We start from the raw sequence: 12,223 nt of genomic DNA, 5'->3' as shown, positions 1-12,223 counted from the left end.
GTCTTCTTCAATGAATCAAGCAATTCGTGTGGGAACTTATGGAGCAGCTGATGTCGTCGATTAAGGAGGTGATCCAGCCGCAGGTTCCCCTACGGCTACCTTGTTACGACTTCACCCCAGTCATGAATCACACCGTGGTAACCGTCCTCCCGAAGGTTAGACTAGCTACTTCTGGTGCAACCCACTCCCATGGTGTGACGGGCGGTGTGTACAAGGCCCGGGAACGTATTCACCGCGACATTCTGATTCGCGATTACTAGCGATTCCGACTTCACGCAGTCGAGTTGCAGACTGCGATCCGGACTACGATCGGTTTTGTGGGATTAGCTCCACCTCGCGGCTTGGCAACCCTCTGTACCGACCATTGTAGCACGTGTGTAGCCCAGGCCGTAAGGGCCATGATGACTTGACGTCATCCCCACCTTCCTCCGGTTTGTCACCGGCAGTCTCCTTAGAGTGCCCACCATTACGTGCTGGTAACTAAGGACAAGGGTTGCGCTCGTTACGGGACTTAACCCAACATCTCACGACACGAGCTGACGACAGCCATGCAGCACCTGTCTCAATGCTCCCGAAGGCACCAATCCATCTCTGGAAAGTTCATTGGATGTCAAGGCCTGGTAAGGTTCTTCGCGTTGCTTCGAATTAAACCACATGCTCCACCGCTTGTGCGGGCCCCCGTCAATTCATTTGAGTTTTAACCTTGCGGCCGTACTCCCCAGGCGGTCAACTTAATGCGTTAGCTGCGCCACTAAGAGCTCAAGGCTCCCAACGGCTAGTTGACATCGTTTACGGCGTGGACTACCAGGGTATCTAATCCTGTTTGCTCCCCACGCTTTCGCACCTCAGTGTCAGTATCAGTCCAGGTGGTCGCCTTCGCCACTGGTGTTCCTTCCTATATCTACGCATTTCACCGCTACACAGGAAATTCCACCACCCTCTACCATACTCTAGCTTGCCAGTTTTGGATGCAGTTCCCAGGTTGAGCCCGGGGATTTCACATCCAACTTAACAAACCACCTACGCGCGCTTTACGCCCAGTAATTCCGATTAACGCTTGCACCCTCTGTATTACCGCGGCTGCTGGCACAGAGTTAGCCGGTGCTTATTCTGTCGGTAACGTCAAAATTGCAGAGTATTAATCTACAACCCTTCCTCCCAACTTAAAGTGCTTTACAATCCGAAGACCTTCTTCACACACGCGGCATGGCTGGATCAGGCTTTCGCCCATTGTCCAATATTCCCCACTGCTGCCTCCCGTAGGAGTCTGGACCGTGTCTCAGTTCCAGTGTGACTGATCATCCTCTCAGACCAGTTACGGATCGTCGCCTTGGTGAGCCATTACCTCACCAACTAGCTAATCCGACCTAGGCTCATCTGATAGCGCAAGGCCCGAAGGTCCCCTGCTTTCTCCCGTAGGACGTATGCGGTATTAGCGTTCCTTTCGAAACGTTGTCCCCCACTACCAGGCAGATTCCTAGGCATTACTCACCCGTCCGCCGCTGAATCCAGGAGCAAGCTCCCTTCATCCGCTCGACTTGCATGTGTTAGGCCTGCCGCCAGCGTTCAATCTGAGCCATGATCAAACTCTTCAGTTCAAACATCTTTGGGTTTTTAAGAAACCCTAAACTTGGCTCAGCAATCGTTGGTTACATCTTTGATTTCTCGCGGAGTAACTTGTGATGCTGATAATCTTGTTGACTATCAGTCTGACTCCACAAGCACCCACACGAATTGCTTGATTCAGTTGTTAAAGAGCGGTTGGTTAAGATCTTTCGTCTCAACCGAGGCGCGCATTCTACAGCAGCCTCATTTGCTGTCAAGTGATTATTTTCAGAAGTTTTCGAAGAATTCTTCAACAACTTCAACCACTTGCGCTTCCGATCTCTCGTCAGCGGGAGGCGAATTCTACAGCGTTACACGCTGCTGTCAACACCTCTTTTTCACCGCTTTCGACCGAGAAGATCGAACCGTCAAAAGAGCCAAACATCACCGCCCTTTCAACTCCTTCCAGGCTTCGATGAACTGAAGCAACTCGCTGTCGAAAATCGCATAACTCATTGAATCTCAAGGAGCTTTCCGTTTCGACTGCGCCGGAAGTGGGGCGAATTATAGACCTCCTGAATCTGCCGTCAACCGTTAATTTCACTTTTCTTTCAACGACTTACAGATCGGTCAAAAAACACACAGCGACACATATATATAGGCTGGGAAACGACTCCTCTATATAGAGGGATACTCAAAGCACCCCATCAGCCTTGAGTGCCTCCACCGCGCCAGCGCCCAGACCCAGCACCCGCTGCAGAACCTCCAGCGTATGCTCGCCCAATAAAGGAGGCGCACGACGGTACTCGACCGGCGTCTGCGACAGCCGGATCGGACTCGCTACCTGCGGAACCATCCCGGCCAGTGCATGCGGGAGCTCTATCGCCAACCCACGCGCTTTCACCTGTGGATCGTCAAACACTTGGGACAAATCATTGATCGGCCCACAAGGCACGCCCGCCTGCTCCAACTGCGCCACCCATTCGGCAGTGGTCTTGAAGACCGTCGCCTGACGAATAAGCGGAATCAACACCGCGCGATTAGCCACCCGCAGCTTGTTAGTCGCGAAACGCGGATCGTCCGCCCACTGCGGCTGCCCCGCCACCTCGGCAAACTTGCGGAACTGTCCGTCATTGCCAACGGTAAGAATGAAATCGCCATCAGCCGTCGGGAAGTCCTGATAGGGCACGATGTTCGGATGTGCATTACCCAGTCGTTTCGGCGCATTGCCGGTAGTCAGGTAGTTCATTGCCTGGTTCGCCAGACATGCGACCTGCACATCCAGCAGAGCCATATCGATGTGCTGGCCGCCGCCATCGTGATCACGATGAGCCAGCGCTGCCAGAATCGCCACGGTCGAATACAGTCCCGTGAGGATATCCGTCAGCGCCACCCCCACCTTCACCGGCCCGGCGCCTTCATCACCTTCAGGGCGACCGGTCAGGCTCATCAGCCCGCCCAGCCCCTGGATCATGAAATCATAACCGGCCCGCTTGGCATACGGTCCGGTTTGACCAAACCCGGTGATCGAACAATAGATCAGGTCCGGATTGATCGCTTTGAGCGACTCATAGTCCAGCCCATAAGCGGCCAGCCCTCCAACCTTGAAGTTCTCGATCAGGATGTCCGACTTCGCCGCGAGGTCCCGTACAAGCTGCTGCCCCTCAGGTCGGGTGAAGTCGATCGTTACCGATTGCTTGTTGCGGTTGGCCGACAGGTAATAAGCCGCCTCGCTGGTGTTCTCACCATAAGCGTCCTTAAGGAAGGGCGGCCCCCAGGCGCGCGTGTCATCGCCATTGCCCGGGCGCTCGACCTTGATCACCTCGGCGCCAAGGTCGGCGAGAATCTGCCCGGCCCAAGGCCCGGCCAGCACGCGCGATAAATCCAGTACCCGCAGATGCGACAGCGCGCCCATGGTCGCTCTCCTGTTAATAGAACGCCTGCAGACCGGTTTGCGCGCGACCGAGGATCAGCGCATGAACGTCGTGGGTACCTTCATAGGTATTCACCACTTCCAGGTTGACCAGGTGACGGGCCACTCCGAACTCGTCGGAAATGCCGTTGCCACCCAGCATGTCACGGGCCATGCGCGCGATATCCAGCGACTTGCCACAGGAGTTGCGCTTCATGATCGAGGTGATTTCGACCGCCGCAGTGCCCTCATCCTTCATACGACCCAGACGCAGGCAACCTTGCAGCGCCAGAGTGATCTCGGTCTGCATGTCGGCCAGCTTCTTCTGGATCAATTGGGTAGCGGCCAATGGACGCCCGAACTGCTGACGATCGAGGGTGTACTGGCGAGCGGTGTGCCAGCAGAACTCGGCAGCGCCCAACGCGCCCCAGGAGATGCCGTAACGTGCGGAGTTGAGGCAGGTGAACGGGCCTTTCAGACCCCGCACGTCCGGGAAGATGTTCTCTTCCGGCACAAACACGTTGTCCATGACGATTTCGCCAGTGATCGAAGCACGCAGACCGACCTTGCCGTGAATCGCCGGTGCACTCAGGCCCTTCCAGCCTTTTTCCAGTACGAAGCCACGGATGTCGCCGGCATCGTCTTTGGCCCAGACTACAAATACGTCGGCGATGGGGCTGTTGGTGATCCACATCTTGGCGCCGGTCAGGCTGTAGCCGCCGTCGACTTTGCGCGCACGGGTGGTCATCGCACCCGGGTCGGAACCGTGGTTTGGCTCGGTCAGACCGAAGCAGCCGATCCATTCACCGGAGGCCAGTTTCGGCAGGTATTTCTGTTTCTGGGCTTCTGTGCCGAATTCGTTGATTGGCACCATTACCAGCGACGATTGCACACTCATCATCGAGCGGTAGCCGGAGTCGACACGCTCCACTTCGCGAGCAATCAGGCCGTAGCTGACGTAGTTCAGGCCGCTGCCGCCGTACTGCTCAGGGATGGTCGCGCCGAGCAGGCCGACTTCGCCCATTTCGCGAAAGATCGCCGGGTCGGTTTTCTCATGGCGGAAAGCTTCAAGCACGCGGGGCGCCAGGCTCTGCTGAGCGAATTGGGCGGCGGTGTCGCGGATCATGCGCTCTTCTTCGGTGAGCTGTTGATCCAGCAGCAGGGGATCGATCCAGTTGAAGCTAGCTTTACCGCCCATGAGTGTGTCCTCGCAAATCGGTGAATTAACGTGGCATTGATCCTAGGCCCGGTTCGCCAGCGCGGCAAACGAGGATTTCGCATCCTGTTGTGCTAATTTCTCACTCCGAAACGTCGCTGAATGCCTTTTATGCGGCGCATTAGTGAGGTTGACGTACATGCGCAGAAAGATCCCCAGCACCACCGCCCTGATCAGCTTCGAAGCCGCCGCTCGCCACGAAAGCTTTACCAAGGCTGCCGAAGAACTTTCCCTCACCCAAGGCGCCATTTGCCGACAGATCGCCAGCCTTGAGGAGTTCCTCAGTGTGGAGCTTTTCCGGCGCTCGCGACGTGGAGTGAAGCTGACGGAAGCGGGACTTTCCTACAGCCGTCGGGTGGCCACGCAACTGGACGCCGTCGAGCGCGACACGCTCTCGGTGATGGGCCAGCAAGGCACCAACGTGATCGAACTGGCGGTGGTGCCGACCTTCGGCACGCAATGGCTGCTGCCACGGCTCAAGGACTTCCAACTCAAACACCCGGAAGTAACGGTCAATCTCACCAACCGCACCCGCCCATTCCTGTTTGCCGACACTGATTTCGATGCGGCAATCTACTTTGGCGACGCCGATTGGTCGGGTACCGAATCCCACAGGCTGATGGGCGAAAATCCGATGCCGGTATGCAGCCCCGCTCTCCTCGGCAGCAAGAAACATCTGACACCCAACGAGATTGCCGAGCTGCCTCTGTTGCAGCAAACCACTCGCCCCTACGCCTGGCGCCAATGGTTCAATTCACAGCACCTGAACATCCCACGCGACATGACAGGCCCGCGCTACGAGCTATTCTCCATGCTGGCCCAAGCGGCCATGCACGACATGGGCATCGCGCTGATTCCACCGTTTCTGATTCAGCGCGAACTGGCCGAGAAACGCCTGGTGGTCGCCAACCCGAATGCGCTTTCCAGCATCAAGGCGTATTACCTGATGATTCCGGAGCGAAAGGTCGAATCGGCATCACTCAAGGCTTTTCGCGATTGGCTGGTCAATCAGGCAAACAGCTACAGCCTAGAAGGATAAAGGCTTACAGCGATTACTAACCCGGTAGTCAGGAAAATCAAAGCCCTACAGATATAAGTATTTGTCGCAAAATCACAGACTGTATCCGAAAGTCGTACAGACGTCCCACAAGCGCCTGAAGACGTGGCTTTGAGCCTTCATCCACGACTCATTACGGCCTATTCACGCCACCGATGAGAAATTTTTTCAAATTCAGCCAGAATCCTTGCAAGGCACGGCCTGCAAGGGATTCAACTGGCCATCTGCGACATTCGGTCACGGGATGACTTGTAGTTAATTTTCCGTCACCCGTCATAATCCCTTGAAGGGCATAAAGTTCGCCTGCAAAATGCCGCGCCCCGCCCTGATTTGGCGGGATCGTGCTGATCGGCCGCCCCAGTCGCACCATCCGCAGTGCCTGGGTTTACTCAATAAGATCACGCAGGAGATTTGACGTGCACATTGGTGTTCCTCTCGAAACCCAGACCGGTGAAACACGGGTTGCTGCAACCCCGGAAACCATTAAAAAGCTGATCAGCCAAGGTCATAAGGTCACTGTGCAAACCGGCGCCGGCGTTAAAGCCAGCGTTGTCGACAGTGCCTATGAAGCGGCGGGCGCAACCATTGGCAGTGCCAACGATGCGTTCGGCGCCGAGCTGATTCTCAAAGTGGTCGCCCCCAGCGACGCCGAACTGGCGCTGATCAAGCGCGGCACGGTGCTGGTGGGCATGCTCAACCCCTTCAATAACGACACCATCGCCAAAATGGCCGAGTGCGGGATCACCGCGTTCGCCCTCGAAGCGGCGCCGCGCACCTCTCGGGCGCAGAGTCTCGATGTGCTGTCGTCGCAGGCAAACATTGCCGGCTACAAGGCTGTGTTGCTGGCCGCGCACTACTATCCGCGCTTCATGCCGATGCTGATGACCGCTGCGGGCACCGTGAAAGCGGCGCGCGTGCTGATTCTGGGTGCCGGCGTGGCCGGGTTGCAGGCGATTGCCACGGCGAAACGTCTGGGTGCGGTGATCGAAGCGTCTGACGTGCGTCCGGCGGTGAAGGAACAGATCGAATCCCTCGGCGCGAAGTTCGTCGATGTGCCTTACGAGACTGACGAAGAGCGTGAATGCGCGGTCGGTGTCGGCGGTTACGCTCGCCCGATGCCGGCGAGCTGGATGCAACGTCAGGCCCAGGCTGTGCACGAACGCGCCAAGCAGGCCGACATCGTCATCACCACCGCACTGATCCCGGGCCGCAAGGCGCCGACACTGTTGAGCGCAGACACCGTGGCGCAGATGAAGCCGGGCTCGGTGGTCATCGACCTCGCGGCAGCTCAGGGCGGCAACTGCCCGCTGACCGTCGCCGATCAGGTCGTGGTCGAGAACGGCGTGACCATCGTCGGCCCGACCAACCTGGCCGGTGAAGTCGCTGCAGACGCCTCGGCGCTGTACGCCCGCAACCTGCTGGACTTCCTCAAGCTGGTGTTCACCAAAGAAGGCCAGTTCGACGTCAACCTCGAAGACGACATCGTCGCCGCGTGCCTGATGTGCCGCGACGGCCAAGTCATCCGCAAAAACGCCTAAGCAGGGATTCAGACGATGGAAGAGCTTATCTCCCCCGGTATCTACAACCTGATCATCTTCGTGCTGGCGATTTATGTCGGTTATCACGTGGTCTGGAACGTTACACCTGCGCTGCACACGCCGTTGATGGCGGTGACCAACGCCATTTCGGCGATCGTGATCGTCGGCGCCATGCTTGCCGCTGCGCTGACCGTCACGCCGCTGGGCAAGACCATGGGCACCCTCGCCGTGGCGCTGGCTGCGGTCAACGTGTTTGGTGGCTTCCTGGTCACCCGCCGCATGCTTGAGATGTTCAAGAAGAAAGCCCCGAAAGCAAAAGAAGAGGCGCCGAAGTAATGAGCATGAATCTCGTCACGACGCTCTACCTGATCGCGTCGATCTGTTTTATCCAGGCCCTCAAAGGCCTGTCGCACCCGACCACCTCGCGGCGCGGCAACCTGTTCGGCATGCTCGGCATGGCGCTGGCCATCCTCACCACCGTCGGCCTCATCTATAAGCTTGGGGCTGAGCTGGCGACTGCGGGTATCGGTTACGTGATCGTCGGCCTGCTGATCGGCGGCACCGCCGGTTCGATCATGGCCAAGCGCGTTGAAATGACCAAGATGCCGGAACTGGTCGCGTTCATGCACAGCATGATCGGTCTGGCGGCGGTGTTCATCGCCATTGCCGCGGTGGTCGAGCCGCAATCGCTGGGCATCGTCAAGCAACTGGGCGACTCGATCCCGGCGGGCAACCGTCTGGAGCTGTTCCTCGGCGCGGCGATTGGTGCAATCACCTTCTCCGGCTCGGTGATCGCGTTCGGCAAGCTGTCGGGCAAGTACAAGTTCCGCCTGTTCCAGGGCGCGCCAGTACAGTTTGCCGGTCAGCACAAGCTCAACGCGGTTCTGGGTCTGGCGACACTGGTGCTGGGCGTGACCTTCATGCTCACCGGCAACCTCGCCGCTTTCGCGCTGATGTTAGCCCTGGCGTTCGTGATGGGCGTGCTGATCATCATCCCGATCGGCGGCGCCGACATGCCGGTGGTGGTGTCGATGCTCAACAGTTACTCGGGCTGGGCTGCAGCGGGTATCGGCTTCTCGCTGAACAACTCAATGCTGATCATCGCCGGTTCGCTGGTGGGTTCGAGCGGTGCGATTCTCTCGTACATCATGTGCAAGGCGATGAACCGTTCCTTCTTTAATGTCCTGCTCGGTGGTTTCGGCAACACGGCCGACGCAGGACCTGCCGGTGCGAAAGAAGCCCGTCCGGTGAAATCCGGTTCGGCCGACGACGCAACGTTCCTGCTGACCAACGCCGACACCGTGATCATCGTCCCGGGTTACGGCCTGGCGGTGGCCCGTGCGCAGCATGCATTGAAAGAGCTGACCGAGAAACTGACCCATCGCGGCGTGACCGTGAAGTACGCGATTCACCCGGTGGCCGGTCGCATGCCGGGGCACATGAACGTCCTGCTCGCCGAGGCCGAAGTGCCTTACGACCAGGTGTTCGAGATGGAAGACATCAACTCCGAGTTCGGCCAGGCCGACGTGGTGCTGGTACTCGGCGCCAACGACGTGGTCAACCCGGCCGCCAAGAACGATCCGAAATCGCCGATTGCCGGCATGCCGATTCTCGAAGCGTTCAAGGCCAAGACCATCATCGTCAACAAGCGCTCGATGGCCAGCGGTTATGCCGGTCTGGACAACGAACTGTTCTACCTGGACAAGACCATGATGGTGTTCGGCGACGCGAAAAAAGTCATCGAAGACATGGTCAAAGCGGTCGAGTAATCCTCCGCAGTTGCACCGGACGCCCCGACTTGTCGGGGCGTTTTTGTTTGCGCAAAACGTCGGACAATTTGCCACGTTGTTGCAGATCCAGTAACGGTGTTTTACTTGAAACCCGCTAAATAGACGCCTCGTTTGCGACCTTGGTAGCGGGACAGGCGCCCGCGAAATTAACTAGACTGCGCATCCTGCTACTCGCTTCCCGAGAAAATAATCCATGTACCGTGACCGTATTCGCCTGCCTTCGTTGTTGGATAAAGTGATGAGCGCCGCCGACGCCGCCGCGCTGATTGAAGACGGCATGACCGTCGGCATGAGCGGCTTCACCCGCGCAGGCGAAGCCAAAGCCGTCCCTCACGCACTGGCCGAGCGAGCCAAGGTCACGCCGCTGAAGATCAGCCTGATGACCGGTGCCAGCCTGGGCAACGACCTCGACAAGCAACTGACCGAAGCCGGCGTGTTGTCGCGGCGCATGCCGTTCCAGGTCGACAGCACCTTGCGCAAGGCAATCAACGCCGGCGAAGTGATGTTCATCGACCAGCACTTGTCGGAAACCGTCGAGCAACTGCGCAACCAGCAACTGAAGCTGCCGGATATCGCGGTGATCGAAGCCGTGGCCATCACCGAGCAAGGCCACATCGTGCCGACCACCTCGGTGGGCAACTCGGCCAGCTTCGCGATTTTCGCCAAGCAGGTGATCGTCGAGATCAACCTGGCGCACAACGCCAACCTCGAAGGCCTGCATGACATCTATATCCCGACCTATCGCCCGACGCGCACGCCAATCCCGCTGGTGAAAGTCGACGACCGCATCGGCAGCACCGCGATCCCGATCCCGCCGGAGAAGATTGTCGCCATCGTCATCACCCAGCAGGCGGATTCGCCGTCCACGGTGTCGACCCCGGATGTCGACACCAACGCTATCGCCGAACACCTGATCACCTTCTTCAAGCAGGAAGTCGATGCCGGGCGCATGACCAACAAGCTCGGCCCGTTGCAGGCCGGGATCGGCAACATCGCCAACGCGGTGATGTGCGGCCTGATCGATTCGCCGTTCGAAGACCTGACCATGTACTCCGAAGTGCTGCAGGACTCGACCTTCGACCTGATCGACGCCGGCAAGCTGAGCTTTGCGTCGGGCAGCTCGATCACTTTGTCGGAGCGGCGCAACAGCGACGTGTTCGGCAACCTGGAGAAGTACAAGGACAAACTGGTGCTGCGCCCGCAGGAAATCTCCAACCACCCGGAAGTGGTGCGTCGTCTGGGTATCATCGGTATCAACACTGCGCTGGAGTTCGACATCTACGGCAACGTCAACTCCACCCACGTCTGCGGCACGCGGATGATGAATGGCATTGGTGGCTCGGGCGACTTCGCGCGCAACGCGCACCTGGCAGTGTTCGTGACCAAGTCGATCGCCAAGGGCGGGGCGATTTCCAGCGTGGTGCCGATGGTCAGCCACGTTGACCACACCGAGCATGACGTCGACATTCTGGTGACTGAGGTGGGTCTGGCGGACTTGCGTGGCCTGGCCCCGCGCGAACGCGCCCGGGTGATCATCGACAATTGTGTGCATCCCGATTACCGCCAGGCGCTGAATGACTACTTCACCGCTGCCTGCGCCATCGGTGGTCATACCCCGCACATTCTGCGTGACGCGTTGAGCTGGCACATGAACCTGGAAGAAACCGGCCGCATGCTCGCAGTGTAATTCACACAGTCAAACCGCTGATGCAAACACAGTTTGTATCAGCGGTTTTATTCACCAGCCTCTTCTGGAAAAAACTGTACTACTGTACCGGTGCTTTCCTACACCTTTTTCCTACTATTTCCCTCGAACAGACTTAAAATGCACCAGTTAAGTGCAGACAGGTACAGTTTGCTCAATTTTGACCCGTACACCCCCGATAAACAGTTAACTGGTCACTCACAATACAGTCGAACTGTATCTAGAGAGACTAGGCAAACGAGAGGATCATGGGCACCAGTCAAACCACTACCTGATCCCGCCACAAGCGGAAGGATGTCAACCATGGAACGTACACTCAGTTCCGAACTGTTCTTCGAAGACAAAGCTGCAAAAACCCAGGCTTCCCTGCCTCTGCGCGTTATCGCCAACCTGATGTTGTGGCAGCGCCGCATCTCCAGCCGCCACCAACTGGCTCGTCTGGATTCGCGTCTGCTGGCTGACGCCGGTATCAGCGAAGCACAACGCTACGAAGAGCTGAGCAAGCCGTTCTGGCGCTAAGTAGCGTCGCTGGCTCTGGTCGTTAGACCCACCGCCAGCAACCCGAATTGAAAAAACAAGACCCGTCGCGGGAAACCGCGACGGGTTTTGTCGTTTCGGATTTCGAAACCGTCCCGAGATGCGAGTTACAGGGGTAACAAGTACAGTTTAAAAAACAAAGATTTGCACCAGTACAATTTTGCATCGGTGTATCTGCCTGGCTATCTGCATCGGGCATCGCCAGGCTTCAATCCATCCCGGCTTAAAGAAAACACCATGAAAAACTTACAGGATGTTTCCGCAATTCCGATCCAGCCGCTCGTTCGTCCGCGCTTGCTGCGTGGCTTTGACAAGGGATGGAGCACGCTGGAACGTGACGCCTGCTGGCTCAGCTGAATCACCACGATCCCGCGGATCAGGGCCTCAGCCATGCCGAGCGACCGAATGAACCGGAGAGACCCTGCTGGCGTTAGCATTCTGCCCACTGTCCGAACGCCGCATACAGGCCTAATATCCACACCAGAACGTGGCGAATCTTCTGTAACCCGCGTCTGATACATCAGACACAAGCCACCTCTCAAAACGGTTTACTTTCAGGAGATACCCCATGTCCCGTCTTCGCCTGCTCAGCGCTGCCGCCTTGCTCGCCGTGGCTGCCAACGCCAGCGCCTCCAGCTTCATCGTGACCACCGACGCTGTGGTTGGCGCGCTGAAGTCCTCTTCGGATGCCACCTCCGACGTCAGCTCTTCGCTGCGTGACAACAAAGTCGTGATTGCTGCCCGTGACGACGCTGCCAGCTTCGTCGCCAGCGAAGGCCAGATTCGTGGCGTGAAACTGGAAAGCGCTCTGGACCTGATCCGCCATCAGGCACCGCAACTGAACGCGACTGACTTCCAACTGGCGCAAGCCATCCTGGCGATCTGATCCGCCGTTGCCGGACGGGGCACGCCAGTCGTGTCCC

The 12,223-nt window shown here is 57.9% G+C and carries 9 protein-coding genes and 1 rRNA gene; 7 read left to right on the top strand and 3 right to left on the bottom strand.

The window, feature by feature from the left end; all coding sequences use genetic code 11:
- Positions 1-61: 61 nt before the first annotated feature.
- The 3 genes from AC1RBR_RS01605 to AC1RBR_RS01595 form a co-directional block, all read right to left on the bottom strand.
- Positions 62-1,598 (bottom strand): 16S ribosomal RNA (locus AC1RBR_RS01605).
- A 641-nt stretch (positions 1,599-2,239) separates the two neighbouring features.
- Positions 2,240-3,460: a CaiB/BaiF CoA transferase family protein gene (locus tag AC1RBR_RS01600; RefSeq protein WP_492562659.1), complete on the bottom strand. Its 1,221-nt coding sequence runs from the start codon at positions 3,458-3,460 to the stop codon at positions 2,240-2,242.
- 13 nt (positions 3,461-3,473) lie between these two features.
- Complete coding sequence (locus tag AC1RBR_RS01595) at positions 3,474-4,655, bottom strand: acyl-CoA dehydrogenase (protein ID WP_492562657.1); 1,182 nt, start codon at positions 4,653-4,655, stop codon at positions 3,474-3,476.
- A 157-nt stretch (positions 4,656-4,812) separates the two neighbouring features.
- Between AC1RBR_RS01595 and AC1RBR_RS01590 the strand changes: the two genes are divergently transcribed.
- From AC1RBR_RS01590 to AC1RBR_RS01560, 7 genes are all read left to right on the top strand, one after another.
- A complete protein-coding gene (locus AC1RBR_RS01590; protein WP_097090188.1) occupies positions 4,813-5,712 on the top strand; it encodes a LysR family transcriptional regulator in 900 nt (299 codons plus the stop codon).
- Between the two features lie 434 nt (positions 5,713-6,146).
- On the top strand, positions 6,147-7,268 hold the full coding sequence (locus AC1RBR_RS01585) for a Re/Si-specific NAD(P)(+) transhydrogenase subunit alpha (RefSeq protein WP_007962844.1): 1,122 nt from the start codon (positions 6,147-6,149) through the stop codon (positions 7,266-7,268).
- A gap of 15 nt (positions 7,269-7,283) precedes the next feature.
- Entirely contained in the window at positions 7,284-7,604 is a 321-nt protein-coding gene (locus tag AC1RBR_RS01580; protein ID WP_003220416.1) for an NAD(P) transhydrogenase subunit alpha part 2, read from the top strand.
- Positions 7,604-9,037 (top strand): NAD(P)(+) transhydrogenase (Re/Si-specific) subunit beta, encoded by a 1,434-nt coding sequence (locus tag AC1RBR_RS01575; RefSeq protein ID WP_095139707.1) that lies wholly within the window; start codon positions 7,604-7,606, stop codon positions 9,035-9,037. Before AC1RBR_RS01580 ends, AC1RBR_RS01575 begins: the two co-directional genes overlap by 1 nt.
- Positions 9,038-9,251: 214 nt before the next feature.
- A complete protein-coding gene (gene scpC / locus AC1RBR_RS01570; protein WP_095139708.1) occupies positions 9,252-10,745 on the top strand; it encodes a succinyl-CoA:acetate CoA-transferase ScpC in 1,494 nt (497 codons plus the stop codon).
- Positions 10,746-11,066: 321 nt separating this feature from the next.
- Entirely contained in the window at positions 11,067-11,282 is a 216-nt protein-coding gene (locus AC1RBR_RS01565) for a DUF1127 domain-containing protein (RefSeq protein WP_003220409.1), read from the top strand.
- Between the two features lie 586 nt (positions 11,283-11,868).
- Positions 11,869-12,186: a DUF2388 domain-containing protein gene (locus tag AC1RBR_RS01560; RefSeq protein ID WP_007962831.1), complete on the top strand. Its 318-nt coding sequence runs from the start codon at positions 11,869-11,871 to the stop codon at positions 12,184-12,186.
- Positions 12,187-12,223: the final 37 nt, after the last annotated feature.

The organism is Pseudomonas sp. GW823-FHT01D03 (assembly GCF_058798255.1).
This window is presented reverse-complemented; position numbering and strand designations above follow the sequence as displayed.

What these genes read in the sequence shown, in the direction of transcription:
- AC1RBR_RS01600 (WP_492562659.1), bottom strand. Translation starts at nt 3,460, where the DNA reads ATGGGCGCGCTGTCGCATCTGCGGGTACTGGATTTATCGCGCGTGCTG.
- AC1RBR_RS01595 (WP_492562657.1), bottom strand. Translation starts at nt 4,655, where the DNA reads ATGGGCGGTAAAGCTAGCTTCAACTGGATCGATCCCCTGCTGCTGGAT.
- AC1RBR_RS01590 (WP_097090188.1), top strand. Translation starts at nt 4,813, where the DNA reads ATGCGCAGAAAGATCCCCAGCACCACCGCCCTGATCAGCTTCGAAGCC.
- AC1RBR_RS01580 (WP_003220416.1), top strand. Translation starts at nt 7,284, where the DNA reads ATGGAAGAGCTTATCTCCCCCGGTATCTACAACCTGATCATCTTCGTG.
- AC1RBR_RS01575 (WP_095139707.1), top strand. Translation starts at nt 7,604, where the DNA reads ATGAGCATGAATCTCGTCACGACGCTCTACCTGATCGCGTCGATCTGT.
- scpC (WP_095139708.1), top strand. Translation starts at nt 9,252, where the DNA reads ATGTACCGTGACCGTATTCGCCTGCCTTCGTTGTTGGATAAAGTGATG.
- AC1RBR_RS01565 (WP_003220409.1), top strand. Translation starts at nt 11,067, where the DNA reads ATGGAACGTACACTCAGTTCCGAACTGTTCTTCGAAGACAAAGCTGCA.
- AC1RBR_RS01560 (WP_007962831.1), top strand. Translation starts at nt 11,869, where the DNA reads ATGTCCCGTCTTCGCCTGCTCAGCGCTGCCGCCTTGCTCGCCGTGGCT.